The following is a 16,863-nucleotide window of genomic DNA, read 5'->3' as shown; positions in this document are numbered from 1 at the left end:
CTAGGCACACGACGACCTCGCCGCCGCGACGGCCGCCTGGCCGAAACTGATGCCCGCGTCGTTGACGGGGACGCGCTCGCCGATGTAGGCGTCGAATCCCGCCGCCTCCAGGCGGTCGAGGACGTCCACGGCCAGCAGCCGGTTCTGGAAGACCCCGCCCGACAGGCACACCGTGCTCACGCCCGTCTCGGTCGCGGCGTGCTCGCACATCAGCACGGTCACCGCGGCGACGGTGGCGTGGAAGGCTGCGGCGATCCGCCCGACCGGCTCGCCGTCGTCCCGCGCCGCCAGCAGGTCGTGCAGGGTCGCCACCCCGTCGTACACCCACAACCCGTCCCTGCGTTCCAGCCGCCAGGCCAGCGGCTCGGCGTTGTGGCCGGTGGCGGCGTTCTCCAGGCGCAGCGCGGCCTCCCCTTCGAAGGAGTTCACCTCGCACAGGCCGAGCAGGGCGGAGGCCGCGTCGAACAGCCGGCCCGCGCTGGAGGCCACAGGGCAGTTGACGCGTTGTTCGATCATGCGGCGCAGTGAGGGAGAGTCGGCGGCGAGCCGCTGGGGTGAGGGCTTGCGGACAGCGGTCTCGCCCCCGACGAGATATCCGAGCGCCATGCGGCCGGGCCTGCGTACGGCAGCCGCGCCACCGGGCATCGGAGCATGGGAGAAGCGGGCCAGCCGCCGGTAGCCGACGTAATCGGCCAGCAGCAGTTCGCCTCCCCAGAAGGTGCCGTCGTCGCCGAGCCCGAGCCCGTCATAGGCGACGCCGAGGAAGGGGCCGGGCAGTCCGTGCTCGGCGGCCACCGCCGCGACGTGGGCGTGATGGTGCTGCACGGCGATCCGCGGCTTGCCGGAGGCGTGGGCGAGCTGGGTGGACAGGTAGCCGGGGTGCAGGTCGTGAGCGATCAGCTCGGGCCGGACGCCGTGGACCGCCTGCGCGCGGTCCACGGCGTCCTGGAAGGCCTCCAGCGTTTCGGCGTCCTCGAGGTCGCCGATGTGCGGCCCCACCACCGCACGCTCGCCGTCGGCCAGGGTGAAGGTGCTCTTGAGCTGGGCGCCGACGGCCAGTAGCGGCCTCGACGTGGGAATGGGCAGCTCCAGCGGCAGTGGAGCGAGTCCCCTGCCGCTCCTGATGGTGGTAGCACGTCTGCCCAGAGAACGGACCACCGAGTCGTCGTATCTGCCAAGGATGCGCCGGTCGTGGCCGAGCACGCCGTCGGTCTCCAGCACGACGGCCTCGATCGGCATCGGGCTGCCGCCGACGTTGGCGCTGGTGACGACAAGTGGCCGGCGCAAATCGTCGAGCAGCAGATGGTGCAGGGGTGTGGTGGGCAGGAAGACTCCGACGTCGGGCAGGCCGTGGCCGACGCCCGTGGCCAGGATGCCGCGGTGGCGGGGGGCGAGCAGGATGGGCGCCGAAGGGGACGACAGCACCCGCAGGTCGTCGTCGGAGAGTTCGGCGATCACGCATGCGGTCGTCAGGTCGCGCACCATCACCGCCAGCGGCTTGAGCTCGCGGGCCTTCAGCGACCGCAGCCTGGTCACGGCGTCCTCGCTGGTCGCGTCGCACACGAGCTGGAACCCACCGAGTCCCTTGACCGCCACGACGCCACCTTCGGCGATCACGCTTACGGCGGCGGGCAGCGCGGCGTCACCCGTCGTGCCGAGGAAGCTCAGTCGCGGCCCGCACCGGGGGCAGGCGATCGGTTCCGCGTGAAAGCGGCGGTCGGCCGGGTCGTGGTACTCGGCGGCGCAGGCCCGGCACATCGAGAAGTCGCGCATGGTGGTGCGCTCGCGGTCGTACGGCAGTGCCTCGATGATCGTCGCCCGCGGTCCGCACGCGGTGCAGTTGACGAAGGGGTAGCGATACCGGCGGTCGGCCGGGTCGAACAACTCGCGCAGGCAGCCGGCGCAGGTGGCCAGGTCGGGCGGGATCTGCGGCAGGGTCCCGCCCGCCGTGCAGCTGTCCACGATGAAGAAGCCGGCGGGGTCGTCCGCGGGAACGGTCGAGACCCGCACCTCGTCGACCTTGGCCGCCTCGGGCCGTCCCCTCCTCAGGCCCGAGACGAACTCCTCCAGTCGCGGCCGGGTTCCGGTCGCGTCGATGACCACGTGACCACCGGCGTTGCGGACCGTGCCGCGAATCCCGGCCCGATGGGCGAGCCGGTGCACGAAGGGGCGGAATCCCACACCCTGCACGATCCCGCGCACCTCGATCCGCCATGTCGCATCCATGCCGGCCTACATCAGCGGCGGGACGACCACGATGTCGTCCGTCTCGGAGGCGAGCTCGGACACCACGTCGATGACCCCCTCGACCCGGCGGATCCGCTCGACGATCTGGATGGCCTGGGAACGGCGTTCGACGGTCCCGCCGACGGTGACCACTCCCCGGTCGACCGTGATCGTGAACGCGGTCGCATCGGCCAGGAGCGCTTCGATCTCGGTCACCAGTTCCTCGGCCGGCCGCAGGAAGACCCGCAGCACGTCGGACTGGTGCAGGGTGCCGACGATCCGGCCGGACACCGGGTCGACCACCGGCAACTGCTTGACGTGTCGCTCGTGCATACGCCGTGCGGCTTCGCGCAGGGCCGTACCCGGCACGACGGTGATGGCCGGCGAGGTCATGAGCTCCCTCGCGGTGACTCCGGAGGCCTTGTGGTGCTCGGCGCGGCGCCTGCGGCTCTCGAAGATCGAGACGGGGTGCCGTTCGGTGTCGGCCTCCTTGAGGAGCAGATCGTCTTCGGAGACGACTCCCACGGGCCGCCGTTCCGCGTCGATGACGGTGACCGCTCCGACGGCGTAGCGTCTCATCGCGGCCAGGATGTCCGCGAACGACGCTTCCTGCACGACGGCGATGGCCACCCGTCCCATCACGTCCTTGACCTCGATGGACATCACTACCTCCTCCGGTTCACACTGACTGGCCGGGCCGCACGGTCATGAACGGACGACGGCGACCGCGCACCTGGCGTGGTGCAGCACGCCCCGGCTCACCGAGCCCAGCAGGGCCGAACGCACCGCCCCGCGCCCGTGCGAGCCGACGACCACGAGGTCGGCCTCCGCGGACGCCTGCACCAGTACGTCCACCGGATGCGCGTTGCGCACCACCTCGTCCACCTGGACCTGCGGGAACTTCTCCGCCATCGCCGCCAGCCGGTCGGTCACGACCCGGTGCTGCGCCGTACGGATCTCGTCCATGTCGATGTACAGCTCCGGCGAGCCCAGCCGCATCGGCAGCTGCCAGCCGTGCACCGCCATCACCCGCGCGCCCCGCATCGCCGCCTGGCCGAAGGCGTACTCCAGAGCCGGCTCGCACTCGGGCGAGTCGTCCACCCCGACCACCACCAGCCCCTTGACCGGCCCTTGATCCGCGTGGACCACGACCACCGGGCAGTGCGCGTGGCCGGCGACATGAACACTGACCGACCCCAGCAACGCGCCGGCGAACCCGCCCAGCCCACGGCTGCCGACCACGATCGCGGAGGCGTCCTTGGCCTGGTCTCGCAGTGTCAGCGCCACCGGTCCCTCGACCAGCGCCGTGGACACCTCCACGTGCGGCTGCCGGACCCTGGCGATCTCCTCGGCCTGCGCCAGGATCTTCTCCCCGCCCCGGGTCAGCCAGTCGGTCAGCTCGGGGGCCGGATACCGGTTGATCTGGTACGGCCAGCGATCCACGGCATGCACCAGCCGCAACGGCTCTCCCGTACGGCAGGCGTCGTCAGCCGCCCACTCCACTGCAGCGCGGCTCGCCTCGGAGCCGTCGACACCCACGATGATCATGGTTCCTCCTTCGTCAGCTCCATCGGACCCTGACCGGGGGGTCGCCACGTAGGGCCTTTGGTCCCCTGATCGCGGGCCCAACGCCCGTGCTGCGCGCCGCCGGATGCCGTTTAGCGTCGAGGCACCAGGAGGTGACGACCATGTCCAACCGCGGCGACCTCGCCCGCAGAATCGTCCACCGACGTCAGGAACTGGGGCTCAGCGTCCAGGACCTCGCCGAGCGCGCCCACATGGACCCCGGCTACGTCGACTACATCGAGAGCAACCCCGCCACGCTGACCGACGGCACCCTGCTCCGCCTGGCCGGGGCTCTCCAGACCACCGCGGACGACCTGCTCGGCGGCGACACCGAGCGTCCTCCCGGTCGTGGAACCGCATCCCACTCCCCTCACCTGCAGGAGCTCACCCGGGAGGAGTGCCTGGAGCTCATCTCGCCCGGTGGTGTGGGGAGGGTCGCGTTCAACGGCTTCGGAGGGCCGGTCGTGTTTCCCGTCAACTACCGGGTGCACGACGGCGACATCATCATCCGCACCCGCGACGAGGGGGTGATGGACGGGGACCTGCGCACCGGTCTGAGCGACGTGGACATCGTCATCGCCTTCGAGGTCGATCGGGTCGACGACGCCATGCGCCAAGGATGGAGCGTGCTCGTCCAGGGACCCGTCCACCACCTGCCGCACGGGGAGATGCCCGTCGACGTCCGGCCCTGGGCGGGCGGCGAGCGCAACCTGTTCGTGCGGATCCGCCCGCAGCACGTGACCGGCCGCCGGATCGCAGCCACTCGATGACGGCTCCGCCTTAGGCCCGCCGCCTTCCGGCGACGGGCCTTCCTCATGCCCTTCGCCCCCCACGGTGGGGCCGGCCGGCCCGCCGAACGGGGTCTTAGGTCCCTGGGAAGCAGGCGGCGACAAGGACAGAGTCGGAGGCACACCACATCGAGGAGGTCGAATCCGATGAAGACCGTCCGCATCGTCGCACGCCCCAAACCGGCTCGCCCTCCGCGAGAGCAGGATCTGCGCACGCCCTCCGGGCGCCGCCTGCCGTACTGAGGTCCAAGGACCGATCGGAGGCCGACCTTCGGCCCGTCCCATCCGGGACCCCTGATGATGGAGTGAGACCATGGCATGGCTGCGGGACTTCACCGGGCGCTTCCGCCCTGCCGGCGTACCCGGCGCCGCGGCCCCCGCGGGAGTGCCGGCCGATCGTGCGGCGGGGCTCGAACCCGTCTTCGCCGCCAGCGGCGACCGGTGCCGGAGAATCGTGGACGACGCCGACGCGCTGGCCCTCGTCGATGAGGCCAGGACACAGCTGCGACCGTGATCTCCGACGCGGGACTGCGTGCCTCTGCCGAACGCGAGCTGCCAGCCGCGCAGGCGTGGCGACGCACCGCCGCAGAGTGCGCCGCCGTCGAGTCGGGCGCCCGCCGACAAGCGGATGACATCGAGTCCTGGGCCAAGGATCGCTCGCCCTCGTCAGTTTCCGAAGTCGGGCCCGCGCCACACAGGCATTGGCCGAGCTGAAGGGACTGCTGAAGGGATGCACGATGTACGGCCGAGCAGGATCTTCAGCATGACCTCCGCCTCACACCTCCACACGGACGGGACGGCGGCGCAGCCGGGCGGCGGCGGCGATGATCCAGGCGAATCCGACCAGCAGGGCGGCGTGTTCGAGCAACCCGGCGGGCGCGGGCCGGACCACGCCCTGCACGTCCAGGCGGAAGGCGAGGCCTGCGGCGATGGCGAAGGCGATGACCAGCGCCCCCGACCAGCGCGAGTAGCGCGCCCACCCGCGGCTCCCCACGCCCGGGCTACGCGCCAGCACGAACGGCACCGCCGCCAGTGCGGCGAACAGCACCAGCCCGGCCAACCCGTGGACGCGGCCCGCAGTGGTGACCACCTCGGGCAGACCGGGCGGGTAGCCGAGGGCAGGATCGGTGGGCACGATCCCGGCCACGACCATCGCCAGGCCACCGGCCATCAGAAGGACCGGCGCCCAGACGGCGGCCCGGCCGACAACAAGCACGCGGCGTATCCCTGCGGCGAAGGCGAGCAGCAGCAGCCCGCCGATGACGAAGTTGGCCGTTTGCAGCCAGCCGCGCTCGCCGGTGCCGAGCTGGCTGGCGCCATGGTGCCAAAGGCTGTACCCGGGCCGGGTGGCGCCGTCGATCAGGAGCACCGCAGGGACGAGTGCGCCGGCGGCGATACCGCAGGCGAGCAGGATGGTGGTTGTGGTCGGGCGCATCGGGAGCAAGCCTCCTAGCTCCACGATCAGAAGATCGCGGGCCGACCAGGCTTCCCGGCTCACCGACGTCGGCACCCCCTGCGGGGGCGCGCTCCTAGTAGTCGCCTGGAATGTAACACCTGACCGCGCGGGCGGCCAGGTGTCTCACCACGCTCAGCCCTTGATGAAGCGGCGGATCATGTACCTGCGGACCGGCGGCAGGGCGGCCAGCCGCAGCGGCAGCTGGCTCAGCCACAGCACCACCGGGTTGGCGGGGGCGTAGACGCCTTTGACGCGGCGGCCGAGCTTCTGCTTGCGCTCGGCCTCGGGCCGGATGGCGGCCTCCCAGGCGGCCAGAGCGGCGGGGATGTCGCCGGGGTAGGCCTCGAGTTCGGTGCCGAGCCGGTCGGCTCCGCCGACGGCCAGCGCGGAGCCGTACCCGGCGAACAGGGTGACGCACCAGGCGGCGTCGCCGAGCAGGACCACGCGGCCTTTGCTCCAGGAGGGTGCGACGACCTGGCTGATGGTGTCGAAGTAGACCGAGTCGGCCCGCGCCAGCCCGGCCAGGGCTTCAGGGATGACCCAGCCGAGGTCGCCGTAGACACGCTGCAGTTCGGTCGCGACGTCCTCACCCGGGCGGGCGTGGCCGGCGCGGTAGCCGAAGAAGGCGACGTTGCGTCCGTCGGGGATGCTGATGACCGCGGCGGTGCGCCCGCCGGACGACAGGGTGCCGGTGGCGCCGGTGGCGATGCCGGCAGGGCGCTGGTCGAGCATGAAGACGGCGACCTTGTGCTCCAGGTCGAGCAGGAAGTCCTTCTCCGGGCCGAAGAGCAGGGCGCGGGTGGCCGAGTGCAGGCCGTCGGCGCCGATCAGCAGGTCGGCCTCCTCGACCGTGCCGTCGGTCAAGCTCACGCGTACGGCGCGCTCATCCTGGTCGACGGCGGTGAGGGTGGCACCGAAGCGGATCTCTGTGTGGCCCTCGGTGTGGCCCTCGACCTTCTCGTACAGGACGGCTTCGAGGTCGCCGCGCAGGATGGTGATCGAGCGCGGTCCGGTGGTGGCGGCGATGGTGGCGCGGTCGAGGGCGAAGCGGCGTTCGCCGTTCGGCTTGTGGTAGACGAGTTCGTCAGTGATGAAGCCCTTCTTGAGCAGGTCCGGCAGGATGCCCATGCGTTCGGCGGCGTCGTAGCCGATGCCGGCGAAGGTGACGGCGTACCCGCCGCCGCGGCGGGCCGGGGCGCGTTCGACGATGAGGGTGTCCCAGCCGATCTGGTGCAGACGCAGGGCGGCGGCCAGGCCGGCGATGCCGGCTCCGATGATGATGGCGCGCATGAGAGTTGCTGCCTTCTTCTATGAGTGAGAGAGCTGGTCGAGCAGCCGCTGTTCGGCAGCGGCATCCAGCCAGGTGTCGGGGGAAGGCGCGTCCGGGCGAGGCGTGGGGTCGCCTTCGGCCTGCAGCCAGGCCCAGGTGTCGGCCAGGGTCTCGCGCAGCGGGCGCGCGGTGAGACCTTCGGCCAGGGCGGCGCTGACGTCGGCGTCGTGCATGCCGCTCGGCGCGCTGCCGTCGGGCATGCGCAGGCCGAGCTCCATGCCGAGCGGCAGGCCGTGGCGGATCAGCAGGTCCGGCTCGGCCCACACCAGTTCGGTGCCGAAGCCGGTGACCTCCAACGCCGTGGTGAGCAGCTCGCCGAGGGTGATCGCGCCGGGCGGGCCGGTCACGGTGAAGGCGCCGCCCAGGCCACGTTCGGCGGACTGGAGCATCCAGATGGCCAAGTCCCGGACGTCGAGGTACTGCAGGGGCGTGTTGGCGGGGGCGGGGGCCAGAACCCGGCCGCCCTTCTCCAGGCGGCGCAGCCACCACGGGATGCGGCCGACGTCCTCATACGGGCCGAGGATCATCCCGGCCCTGGCCAGCAGCGCCCGCTCGCCGAAGGATTCGATGACGGCGAGCTCACCGCCACGCTTGGCGGCGGCGTAGTCGGCGTCGTCGATGCTGCCGGGGTCGCCGTCGACCAGGGGCGCGCGCTCGTCGGCACCGGACGGCCAGGGCCAGCGGTGCACGCCGCGACTGGAGACGTATCCGTAGTGTCCGGCGCGGTCGGCCAGCAGCCGGGTGGCCTCGCGCACCACCCGCGGCGCCCAGGCCCAGGTGTCTATGACCGCCTCCCACCGCCCGTCACCGAGCGCCCGCCGTACAGATTCGGGGTCGGCGCGGTCGGCGATCAGCGCCCGCACGCCGGCTGCGGGCTCGCGGCTGAGGCCGCGGTTGAGCGTGCTCACCTCATCATCGCGCTCCAGGGCGGCCTCCACGAGGGCGCGGCCCACGTGGTGGGTGCCACCGAGGATGAGGACTTTCATGATGCTCCTGAAGTGAGGGGCAGCCACAGAGCTGACGGGTGGCTGTGGTCGTGGAAGATTTCGTGTTTCGAGGGGCGCAGGCTCGTAGCGGTGGCGATGGGTTCACCGGTGCCGGGGTTACGGCCGAAGCGTGGGTGGGCGCCGCTGGAGACCTGTAGCCGGATGCGGTGGCCGCGCTTGAAGCAGTGGGCCATCGGCCACAGGACGATGTTGGCGACCCGGATGTCGCCGGGGTGGGTCAGCCGGACGATGCCGTCGCACACGTTGACCGAGCGGCCGCGCGGATCGACGTCACAGACGCGGGCGAAGTAGTCGACATACGGGTTGGCCGAGCGCGCGTGCAGGCGGACACGGACCGGCCCGACGGCCTCGACATCCTCGGTGAGGGGCGCGGTGGTAAAGGTCAGCACGTCGGTTCTGGCCTCGATGGCGCGATTGTCCTTCGCACCCGCCGACAGGCCCACCTGCGTGCCGCCCACCGTGGGGGTGGGGTCGGCGGGGTCATAGCGGTAGCGACTGGGCTCCGCCCGGCCACCTGGTGGGGTACGGCTGAGCAAACCGCCCGGATGCAGGAACCAGGAGGCCGGCTCGTGCACGGGCGGCCAGGCGGACTCGTCGATCCAGCGGTCGGCGCCGGTGACGAACAGCCGCACGCCCGAGGGCGTCGGCCGCCCGAGCAGCGCGGCATCCAGCGTGGTGAGCGCGTCGGCCAGCCCCTGGCGGGTGTACAGCCCGCGGCCATGGCTCCACGGGCCGACCAGCAGCCGCACCCGACGTCCGGCAGCGACCAGGCCGGCGTAATCGGCCAGCATGCCCGGCAGGAAGAAGTCGTGCCAGCCGCCCTGCAGGTGCACCACCGGCGGCATGCGGGTGACGTTGGCGCGGTGATCGGTGCTCGCCCAGTACTTCTCGCCGGGACCGTGGCGGACCCAGTCCCGGAACCAGGGCACGGGATGCCCGGTCAGCGCCTGATCGGCCTGCTGCAGGGGGAGGGTGAGCGTGGCATCCGACAGCCGCCGCGCGGCACCGACCATGCCGGCCATCTGGCGGACGATGCCGTAGCCGCCGGTGAACATGCGCTCCACCAGCTGCACCCAGCCCAGCGCGTTTCCGGTTGCGAAGGCTCCGCCCGGATACATGAAGCCGCGGGCGAACTCCGAGGGGGCGTCCTGGATGAGTGCGATCTTCCATTCCGGGATGTCGCGGGCGGCCAGCTCCCACTGCACGAGACCGAGGTAGCTGGCGCCCCAGGTGGCCAGCTGGTCGCCGAACCACGGCTGGGCGCGCAGCCAGCTGAGCGTGCCGTCGCCGTCGGCCGGGTCGATGACGAACCCGTCGAAACGGCCACCGGAGCCGGCCGTGCCGCGCAGGCTCTGATACAGCACCTGGTAGCCGCGCTCGGCCAGCAGTGCCGGAAGCTGGTCCAGGGCGTTGCCGCGGCCATAGGGGCTGCGCAGCAGCACCAGCGGCGGCCGCCGCTGACCGGCCGGGTAGTAGTGGGTGGCCAGCAGCCGCACACCGTCGGCGGCCGGGATCTCCACGTTGCGCCGCACCCGCACCCGGTGACGCAGGGCGGGGCGCACGCCGTACAGGCGGCTGAGCAGGGTCATGGCCGGGGTTTCCTTCGTGTCGAGGCTGATGAGAGATCACATCGCCGACCAGGCTTCCCGGCACACCATCGAACCCGTCACGAGAGGCCGATGCGACGACTATACCGACTTTTCAGAAATTTCTGAAGATTCATGGAGTTCGGTATTCTGCTTCCTGCAAGGAGGCACACGTGAACGACCGGTATGAGCCGTGGCAGGCGGCCGAACGGCTGGCCTTGACCCTGATCGAGGGCGGCATGCAGCGCATGACCGCCCGCACCCTGGCCGTCTTCCTGTTCACCGACCAGGAAAGCGTCACCGCCGGCGAGATCGCCGCCCAGTTGGAGGCCAGCGCAGGCTCGGTCTCAGGCGCGATCAAATCCCTGGCCACGGTCGGGCTGATCGAACGTCTGCCCGCGCCTGGGAGCCGCCGAGAGCACTACCGGCTGCGTGAGGATGCCTGGGCCACCCTGTTCACCAGCCAGAACACCGTCATTCAGGCCATGCTCCAGGCTGCGGCCGCCGGAATGGCCGCCACCGACGAGGGCGATCCCGCCCATGTCCGGCTGGCCCAGATGCACGCCTTCTACGAATTCCTGCTCGGCGAGCTGCCCGCTCTGCTGAGCCGCTGGCATCAGCAGAGCGGCTGACCGCGGCCCCGAGACCTGCCGACCAGGAGTCGCGCTCAGCCAGCGTCGAGGAATTCACCGACCTTCGTGGCGAGGCGGGGAAGTGGGTTCCAGCCCTGGAACAGGCTCAGGCGCGCCTGGAACTCGCCCTGGACGAGACCGAACGCACGGCAATCGCCCAGGCGCACCGGCATAGCCCGTGATCACCGGTGTCAGTGCTGGGGGAAACTGATCTCGCTGAGAACCGGCCGCAGCAGCGAACCCGTCAGCTCGTGATTGTGCACCAGCAGATCGTCCAGGGTCACCATGCCGAGCACCGTGTCGCCCTCCACCACCGGAAGACGCCGGATGGCGTGGCGGCGAAGCGTCTCGAAAGCGACGTCGAGATCGTCGTCAGGGCGCACGCCCACCGGCTTCGTGGTCATCGCCTCGACGATCGGGGTGTCCGCGCTCCGTCCCCTGGCCAGAACCCTCAGGACGAGGTCCCGGTCGGTGACGATCCCGATGACGTCGCGGCCGTCGGTGACGATGACGCAACCGACCCCGGAATGGTCCATGTGCTGAGCGACCTCTCGCGCGGTCGTCATGCCAGGAACGGCCACCACAGGAGTGGACATCACATCCTTGATCTTCATCGCAGGCTCCCTCCTGCTCGCTTCCACGGCGCCCCGAGGCGGAACGGGCCCCGCGTTCCAAGCGTGACGAGTCGAGAGAGTCCGGTCATGAGGCGAATGGCCCGCCAGGTGGCGCCCTTCGACCCGATTGCGGCCCTCCAGGGACCTTCGCCTCTGGAAGGCGAGCGGATGCGGCCGGAGCATCCAACCATGACGGAATCCACGAGGCCGCGTACCCCGACCGCTCTGAGCGACCTGTTGGACGGCCTGACCGCCTGCCGCCGCAGCCGCCTGCTGGAGCGGGTTGCCGCGGCGGCGGCGGAGATCTGCTCGGCCACGTGGGCGGGCCTGATCGAGGTCGATCCGGTCCACGCCCGCGCCCGGCCGGTGCACACCGGCGCCGCTCCTGCCGAAGTGCGCTCGGCCGAGCGATGGCTAACCGACTCCGGGCTCCTGACGGCGGTCGCCTCAACCTCTGACGTGGTGTGCAGGAGCATCGCCGGTGTCGGTTTCGTCGGCGTGCCGGTGCCGTTCGGGATCCGCTACCAGGCGGTCATCTGGGTGGCGGGGACCGAGCTGAACCGAAACGCCGAGGATCTGCTGATCCGCCTCGCCACGGCTGCCGGTCGGGCCCTGGAGGCCGCTGGAGATCTGGAAGCGGCTGCCCGCATGTTGCGTGGCGTGCAGGCGTTCACCGCCGCGGGCTCGCGAGGACCGACGACCTCCACATCCGGGACCTTCGCCCGGTCCCCCGCGTCACGCATCGGCGTGCAATGACAGGGTCGAGCACGATTCCGGGAGGAACCATGGACTGGCCCACCGCCACTGTGATCATCGCCATCGTGATAGCGATCATGGTCATCGCCTCGTCCTACATCACCCGCCAGAAGAAGTAGGTGGAACGGCGGGCAGCTGAAGGGCCGATCGAGCAGGAGGTGTACGGCATGCGGACCAAGCGCCAGGACAGTCGTGATCCGCTCGACCGCTATCTCTGCGAGATCGGTGTCATCCCTTTGCTCACCGCCGAGGAAGAAGTCGACCTGGCCCGCAGGATCGAGGCCGGTGTGCTCGCCCGCAAGCTCCTGGACAGCGGCGTAACCACCGGCCAGGCGGACCTGGAGGCCGTCGCGGACGATGGAGAGCGCGCCAGAAGCCACATGATTCAGGCCAACCTGCGCCTGGTCGTCTCGGTGGCCAGGCGCCATATCGGGCAGGGCCTGCCCATGCTCGATTTCATCCAGGAAGGCAACCTCGGGCTGATCCGGGCGGTGGAGAAGTTCGACTACACCAAAGGCTACAAGTTCTCCACCTACGCCATCTGGTGGATCAAGCAGTCGATCCAGCGGGGTCTGGCCGGCAGCGCCAGAACCATCCGGCTCCCCGTGCACGTCGCCGAGCAACTGGCGCGTTACGCCAGGATCGAGAGGCAGCTGTCGATCCGGCTGGGCCGCGAACCCACCGTCGATGAGCTCGCACGGGAAGCCGGAGCCTCTCCAGAGGAGGTCAATCGGCTGCGCGCCCTCACCCAGGCCACGGTCAGCCTGGATGTGCCGATCGGTGACGACGGCCTCGTTCTCGGCGACCTGATCGAGGACGAGGAGGAGTACGGGCCCGAGGAGATCGCGGTGACGCGGATGGCCTTCGACGATCTGCGTCGCGATGTCCACCGCCTTCCCTCCGCGGAGGCGAGGGCCGTCACCCTCCGCTTCGGCCTCGACGACGGACTCCCCAAGAGTATGCGGCAGGTCGCGGACCGCCTCGGACTCGGCCCGGACCGAGCGCGACGCCTGATTGCCCAGGCGCTGGCCCGGCTGCGCGAAGGCCACCAGGCCGCCTGACACCCCTCGCCGGATGACCATCGGTCCAGGAAGTTCGGGACCTTCGGCACGGGCGCCGCGCACGGTCGTGGCCGAGGGTGGAGGTGAGACCAGAGAGAGGGCGTCCAGTGACCACACGAGTGGCGGCATGGCGGGAATTCCAGGGCGACACCTGGCGCGCGAACGTGAACGTCAGGGAGTTCGTGCAAGCCAACTACACCCCCTACGAGGGCGAGGCGGACTTTCTGACCGGCCCGACGGCGCGCACTCGTGCCGTCTGGGACACGCTGGCGCCGCTGTTCGCCGAGGAGCGCCGTCGCGGCATCCTCGACGCCGACAGCTCCACCCCGTCGTCGATCACCGCACACCGTCCCGGCTTCATCGACCGCGGCCGGGAGCTGATCGTCGGGTTGCAGACCGACGCCCCGCTCAAGCGCGCCATCATGCCCCTGGGCGGGCTGCGCATGGTGGAGGGCGGGCTGGCGGCTTACGGCTACAAGCTCGACCCGGCCGTCAGGGAGATCTTCACCAAATATCGCAAGACCCACAACGACGGGGTCTTCGCCGCCTACACGCCCGAGATCCGCAACGCCCGCCGCGCCGGGATCATCACCGGACTGCCCGACTCCTACGGCCGCGGCCGGATCATCGGCGACTACCGCAGGGTCGCCCTCTACGGGGTGGACCGGCTCATCGAGGCCAAGCGGGACGAGCTCGCCTCGCTCGACGCGGCCTTCGCCACCTCGGACGTCATCCGCGACCGGGAGGAGCTCACCGAGCAGGTGGCCGCCCTGCACGAGCTGAAGCAGATGGCCGCCTCCTACGGTCACGACATCTCCGGACCCGCCGCCACCGCCCACGAGGCGATCCAGTGGCTGTACTTCGGCTATCTGGCCGCGATCAAGGAGCAGAACGGCGCCGCGATGTCGCTGGGCCGTACGTCGACCTTCCTCGACGTCTACCTGGAACGCGACCTGGCCGAGGGCCGGATCACCGAGGAGCGTGCCCAGGAACTCGTCGACGACCTCGTCATCAAGCTGCGCATCGTGCGCTTCCTGCGCACCCCCGAATACGACCAGCTGTTCTCCGGCGACCCCACGTGGGTGACCGAGTCGCTGGCGGGGATGGGCCAGGACGGGCGCCCGCTGGTGACACGCACCACCTACCGCTTCCTGCAGACGCTGCGCAACCTCGGACCGGCACCGGAGCCCAACCTCACGGTGTTGTGGTCGCCCCGGCTGCCCGAGCCGTTCAAGCGGTTCTGCGCCGCCCTGTCGATCGAGACCAGCGCCATCCAGTACGAGAGCGACGAGCTGATCCGGCCGCGCTTCGGCGACGACGCCGCGATCGCCTGCTGCGTGTCGGCCGCACCTGTGGGCAGGCAGATGCAGTTCTTCGGCGCGCGGGTGAACCTGGCCAAGACGCTGCTCTACGCCATCAACGGCGGCCGGGACGAGATGACCGGCGAGCAGGTCGGCCCGGCCCTGCCGCCCCTGACCGGTGACCACCTCGACTACGACGAGGTCGCCGCGGCCATGGACCGGATGATGGACTGGCTGGCCGCCACCTACGTCAACGCACTCAACATCATCCACTACATGCACGACAAGTACGCCTACGAGCGCCTTGAGATGGCCCTGCACGACTACCCCGTCAAGCGCACCCTGGCCTGCGGCATCGCCGGGCTGTCCGTGGCCGCCGACAGCCTGTCGGCCATCAGGCACGCCCGTGTGCGCGTCGTGCGCGACCCGAGCGGCCTGGCCGTCGGCTACGAGGTGGAGGGCGACTACCCGGCTTACGGCAACAACGACGACCGCGCCGACGACATCGCCGTCGGCCTGGTGCGCTCGTTCATGGCCAAGGTGCGCCGCCACCCGGCCTACCGCGGCGCCGAGCACACCCAGTCGGTGCTGACGATCACCTCCAACGTCGTGTACGGCCGGCACACCGGCGACACGCCGGACGGCAGGCGGGCGGGCGAGCCGTTCGCCCCTGGCGCCAACCCGATGAACGGCCGCGACCGCCACGGCATCGTCGCCTCGGCGCTGTCGGTGGCCAAGCTGCCTTATGACGAGGCGCTCGACGGCATCTCGCTGACCACCACCGTCACCCCGGCGGGCCTCGGCCCCGACGGCGTCGGCGACCTGGTCGGCGTGCTCGACGGCTACGTCGACGCCGGCGGCTTCCACATGAACGTCAACGTGCTCACCCGCGCCGTGCTCCTGGACGCCATGGAGCACCCGGAGAACCACCCGAACCTGACGATCCGCGTCTCCGGCTACGCCGTGAACTTCGTCCGCCTGACCCGCGAGCAGCAGCTCGACGTGATCGGCCGCACCTTCCACGAGGCGTTGTGAACGGGAGCGGCGTCATCGAGTCCTGGGACCTGTCGATCGGCGTCGACGGTCCCGGGACCCGTTTCGTCGTGTTCACCTGCGGCTGCCCGTTGCGCTGCCTGTACTGCCACAACCCGGAGACCTGGCGCATGCGCGACGGGCGGCCCGTCACCGTCGACGACCTCATGACGGAGATCGACCGCTACCGCCGCTTCATCACCGTGGCCGGCGGCGGGGTGACCGTCAGCGGCGGTGAACCCCTGCTTCAGCCCGGCTTCACGGCCGAGCTGCTGCGCCGCTGCCACGAGATCGGCCTGCACACCGCACTCGACACCTCGGGCTTCCTGGGCGAGCGCGCCACCGACGCCATGCTGGCCGACACCGACCTGGTCCTGCTGGACATCAAGGCCTTCGACGTGGCCCGCTACCGGCGGCTGACCGGCGGGGCCCTCCAGCCCACCCTGCGCTTCGCGCGGCGGCTGCGGGATCTGGGACGCCCCACCTGGGTGCGATTCGTCCTGGTGCCGGGGCTGACCGACGACCCGGACGACATCGACGCCATGGCGGCCTTCGTCGCGGGCCTGGACAACGTGGAGGTGGTCGACGTGCTGCCCTTCCACCGCATGGCCGCCGCCAAGTACGAGCGCCTGGGGATGCGGTTCCCGCTGGCCGGCGTCGAACCGCCGGACCAGGCCCTCCTCGACCGGGTGCGCGGGCAGTTCCGCGCTCACGGGGTACAGAGCAGATAGCCCGGCAGCGGTGTCGCAACGGGATGAACTCATGGAGATCAACGCCCGGGACTTTGGTCCCTACCCGACCGTCCGGGCAAGGGATAGCGTCAAAGCATGATTCGCGTGTTCCTGCTCGACGATCACGAGGTGGTACGGCGGGGCGTGGCCGCCCTGCTGGAGTCGGAGGACGACATCGAGGTGATCGGCGAGGCCGGGACCGCGTCGTCGGCGGTCGCCCGCATCCCCGCGCTCCAGCCGGATGTCGCGGTGCTGGACGTGCGGCTGCCCGACGGCAACGGCGTCGACGTCTGCCGCGAGGTGCGCTCCAAGCTGCCCGAGCTGCGCTGCCTGATGCTGACCAGCTACGCCGACGACGACGCCCTGTTCGACGCGGTCATGGCCGGCGCCTCCGGCTACGTGCTCAAGCAGATCCACGGCTCCGACCTGGTCGGCGCGGTGCGTACGGTCGCCTCCGGGCAGTCGCTGCTCGACCCGCAGACCACCGCCGCCATGCTGCACCGGCTGCGCGAGCAGGCCGCGCGCAAGGACCCGCTGCAGGCGCTGTCGGAGCAGGAGCGGCACATCCTGGAGCTGATCGGCGAGGGCCTGACCAACCGGCAGATCGGCGAACGGCTGTACCTGGCGGAGAAAACGGTCAAGAACTACGTCTCCAACCTGCTGAGCAAGCTGAACATGCAACGCCGTACCCAGGCCGCGGCGATGGCCGCCAGGCTCAAAGCGGATCGTCACGAATAAGAGGGACTTTCGCCCCTAACCCGGGCGTGTGTGAAGCGA

17 protein-coding genes are annotated in these 16,863 nt (G+C 70.6%); 8 read left to right on the top strand and 9 right to left on the bottom strand.

The genetic code is table 11. The features are described from left to right. From hypF to HNR30_RS06600, 3 genes are read right to left on the bottom strand one after another with little or no spacing between them, the layout of a single operon-like run. Positions 1-2,226 (bottom strand): carbamoyltransferase HypF, encoded by a 2,226-nt coding sequence (gene hypF / locus HNR30_RS06610; RefSeq protein ID WP_181608720.1) that lies wholly within the window; start codon positions 2,224-2,226, stop codon positions 1-3. Between the two features lie 6 nt (positions 2,227-2,232). Beyond that, positions 2,233-2,889 carry a CBS domain-containing protein gene (locus HNR30_RS06605; RefSeq protein WP_181608719.1) on the bottom strand — a complete coding sequence of 219 codons (657 nt, stop codon included), beginning with the start codon at positions 2,887-2,889 and terminating at the stop codon, positions 2,233-2,235. A 42-nt stretch (positions 2,890-2,931) separates the two neighbouring features. Continuing rightward, positions 2,932-3,774 carry a universal stress protein gene (locus HNR30_RS06600; RefSeq protein WP_181608718.1) on the bottom strand — a complete coding sequence of 281 codons (843 nt, stop codon included), beginning with the start codon at positions 3,772-3,774 and terminating at the stop codon, positions 2,932-2,934. 140 nt (positions 3,775-3,914) lie between these two features. Between HNR30_RS06600 and HNR30_RS06595 the strand changes: the two genes are divergently transcribed. Beyond that, positions 3,915-4,562 carry a helix-turn-helix domain-containing protein gene (locus tag HNR30_RS06595; RefSeq protein ID WP_181608717.1) on the top strand — a complete coding sequence of 216 codons (648 nt, stop codon included), beginning with the start codon at positions 3,915-3,917 and terminating at the stop codon, positions 4,560-4,562. A gap of 331 nt (positions 4,563-4,893) precedes the next feature. After that, positions 4,894-5,094 (top strand): hypothetical protein, encoded by a 201-nt coding sequence (locus tag HNR30_RS06590; RefSeq protein ID WP_181608716.1) that lies wholly within the window; start codon positions 4,894-4,896, stop codon positions 5,092-5,094. A gap of 261 nt (positions 5,095-5,355) precedes the next feature. On the opposite strand, the gene HNR30_RS06585 is transcribed toward HNR30_RS06590, so the two are convergent. From HNR30_RS06585 to HNR30_RS06570, 4 genes are all read right to left on the bottom strand, one after another. After that, positions 5,356-6,015: a DUF998 domain-containing protein gene (locus tag HNR30_RS06585; protein WP_181608715.1), complete on the bottom strand. Its 660-nt coding sequence runs from the start codon at positions 6,013-6,015 to the stop codon at positions 5,356-5,358. Positions 6,016-6,168: 153 nt separating this feature from the next. Then, positions 6,169-7,326, bottom strand: coding sequence for an FAD-dependent monooxygenase (locus HNR30_RS06580; protein ID WP_181608714.1), 1,158 nt, complete (start codon positions 7,324-7,326; stop codon positions 6,169-6,171). Positions 7,327-7,344: 18 nt separating this feature from the next. Continuing rightward, on the bottom strand, positions 7,345-8,352 hold the full coding sequence (locus HNR30_RS06575; protein ID WP_181608713.1) for a Rossmann-fold NAD(P)-binding domain-containing protein: 1,008 nt from the start codon (positions 8,350-8,352) through the stop codon (positions 7,345-7,347). Beyond that, positions 8,349-9,962 carry a CocE/NonD family hydrolase gene (locus HNR30_RS06570; protein ID WP_181608712.1) on the bottom strand — a complete coding sequence of 538 codons (1,614 nt, stop codon included), beginning with the start codon at positions 9,960-9,962 and terminating at the stop codon, positions 8,349-8,351. Before HNR30_RS06570 ends, HNR30_RS06575 begins: the two co-directional genes overlap by 4 nt. A gap of 170 nt (positions 9,963-10,132) precedes the next feature. Here HNR30_RS06570 and HNR30_RS06565 point away from each other — a divergent pair, with 170 nt between their 5' ends. Next, positions 10,133-10,591: a GbsR/MarR family transcriptional regulator gene (locus HNR30_RS06565; protein WP_312894267.1), complete on the top strand. Its 459-nt coding sequence runs from the start codon at positions 10,133-10,135 to the stop codon at positions 10,589-10,591. A 35-nt stretch (positions 10,592-10,626) separates the two neighbouring features. Here the strand turns inward: HNR30_RS06565 and HNR30_RS06560 are convergent, their stop codons facing one another. Beyond that, positions 10,627-10,764 (bottom strand): hypothetical protein, encoded by a 138-nt coding sequence (locus tag HNR30_RS06560; protein ID WP_181608711.1) that lies wholly within the window; start codon positions 10,762-10,764, stop codon positions 10,627-10,629. 18 nt (positions 10,765-10,782) lie between these two features. Continuing rightward, positions 10,783-11,205 (bottom strand): CBS domain-containing protein, encoded by a 423-nt coding sequence (locus tag HNR30_RS06555; RefSeq protein WP_181608710.1) that lies wholly within the window; start codon positions 11,203-11,205, stop codon positions 10,783-10,785. Positions 11,206-11,394: 189 nt separating this feature from the next. Between HNR30_RS06555 and HNR30_RS06550 the strand changes: the two genes are divergently transcribed. The 5 genes from HNR30_RS06550 to HNR30_RS06530 all read left to right on the top strand — a co-directional run bounded on the left by HNR30_RS06550 (position 11,395) and on the right by HNR30_RS06530 (position 16,824). After that, positions 11,395-11,961, top strand: a complete 567-nt coding sequence (locus HNR30_RS06550) for a hypothetical protein (RefSeq protein WP_181608709.1) — start codon at positions 11,395-11,397, stop codon at positions 11,959-11,961. Between the two features lie 167 nt (positions 11,962-12,128). Beyond that, on the top strand, positions 12,129-13,022 hold the full coding sequence (locus tag HNR30_RS06545) for a sigma-70 family RNA polymerase sigma factor (protein WP_181608708.1): 894 nt from the start codon (positions 12,129-12,131) through the stop codon (positions 13,020-13,022). 107 nt (positions 13,023-13,129) lie between these two features. Continuing rightward, positions 13,130-15,358 (top strand): formate C-acetyltransferase, encoded by a 2,229-nt coding sequence (gene pflB / locus HNR30_RS06540; RefSeq protein WP_181608707.1) that lies wholly within the window; start codon positions 13,130-13,132, stop codon positions 15,356-15,358. After that, complete coding sequence (gene pflA / locus HNR30_RS06535) at positions 15,355-16,086, top strand: pyruvate formate-lyase-activating protein (RefSeq protein ID WP_181608706.1); 732 nt, start codon at positions 15,355-15,357, stop codon at positions 16,084-16,086. The genes pflB and pflA overlap by 4 nt, the downstream gene beginning before the upstream one ends. A gap of 96 nt (positions 16,087-16,182) precedes the next feature. Next, positions 16,183-16,824: a response regulator gene (locus HNR30_RS06530; RefSeq protein ID WP_181608705.1), complete on the top strand. Its 642-nt coding sequence runs from the start codon at positions 16,183-16,185 to the stop codon at positions 16,822-16,824. The last annotated feature ends 39 nt before the right edge of the window (positions 16,825-16,863 follow it).

Origin of the sequence: Nonomuraea soli (assembly GCF_013761175.1) — a bacterium.
Classification (GTDB): Bacteria; Actinomycetota; Actinomycetes; order Streptosporangiales; family Streptosporangiaceae; genus Nonomuraea; species Nonomuraea soli.
This window is presented reverse-complemented; position numbering and strand designations above follow the sequence as displayed.

Excerpts from the sequence above, each read along its gene's own strand:
- hypF (WP_181608720.1), bottom strand. The coding sequence starts at position 2,226 with ATGGATGCGACATGGCGGATCGAGGTGCGCGGGATCGTGCAGGGTGTG.
- HNR30_RS06605 (WP_181608719.1), bottom strand. The coding sequence starts at position 2,889 with ATGTCCATCGAGGTCAAGGACGTGATGGGACGGGTGGCCATCGCCGTC.
- HNR30_RS06600 (WP_181608718.1), bottom strand. The coding sequence starts at position 3,774 with ATGATCATCGTGGGTGTCGACGGCTCCGAGGCGAGCCGCGCTGCAGTG.
- HNR30_RS06595 (WP_181608717.1), top strand. The coding sequence starts at position 3,915 with ATGTCCAACCGCGGCGACCTCGCCCGCAGAATCGTCCACCGACGTCAG.
- HNR30_RS06590 (WP_181608716.1), top strand. The coding sequence starts at position 4,894 with ATGGCATGGCTGCGGGACTTCACCGGGCGCTTCCGCCCTGCCGGCGTA.
- HNR30_RS06585 (WP_181608715.1), bottom strand. The coding sequence starts at position 6,015 with ATGCGCCCGACCACAACCACCATCCTGCTCGCCTGCGGTATCGCCGCC.
- HNR30_RS06580 (WP_181608714.1), bottom strand. The coding sequence starts at position 7,326 with ATGCGCGCCATCATCATCGGAGCCGGCATCGCCGGCCTGGCCGCCGCC.
- HNR30_RS06575 (WP_181608713.1), bottom strand. The coding sequence starts at position 8,352 with ATGAAAGTCCTCATCCTCGGTGGCACCCACCACGTGGGCCGCGCCCTC.
- HNR30_RS06570 (WP_181608712.1), bottom strand. The coding sequence starts at position 9,962 with ATGACCCTGCTCAGCCGCCTGTACGGCGTGCGCCCCGCCCTGCGTCAC.
- HNR30_RS06560 (WP_181608711.1), bottom strand. The coding sequence starts at position 10,764 with ATGCCGGTGCGCCTGGGCGATTGCCGTGCGTTCGGTCTCGTCCAGGGC.
- HNR30_RS06555 (WP_181608710.1), bottom strand. The coding sequence starts at position 11,205 with ATGAAGATCAAGGATGTGATGTCCACTCCTGTGGTGGCCGTTCCTGGC.
- HNR30_RS06550 (WP_181608709.1), top strand. The coding sequence starts at position 11,395 with ATGACGGAATCCACGAGGCCGCGTACCCCGACCGCTCTGAGCGACCTG.
- HNR30_RS06545 (WP_181608708.1), top strand. The coding sequence starts at position 12,129 with ATGCGGACCAAGCGCCAGGACAGTCGTGATCCGCTCGACCGCTATCTC.
- HNR30_RS06530 (WP_181608705.1), top strand. The coding sequence starts at position 16,183 with ATGATTCGCGTGTTCCTGCTCGACGATCACGAGGTGGTACGGCGGGGC.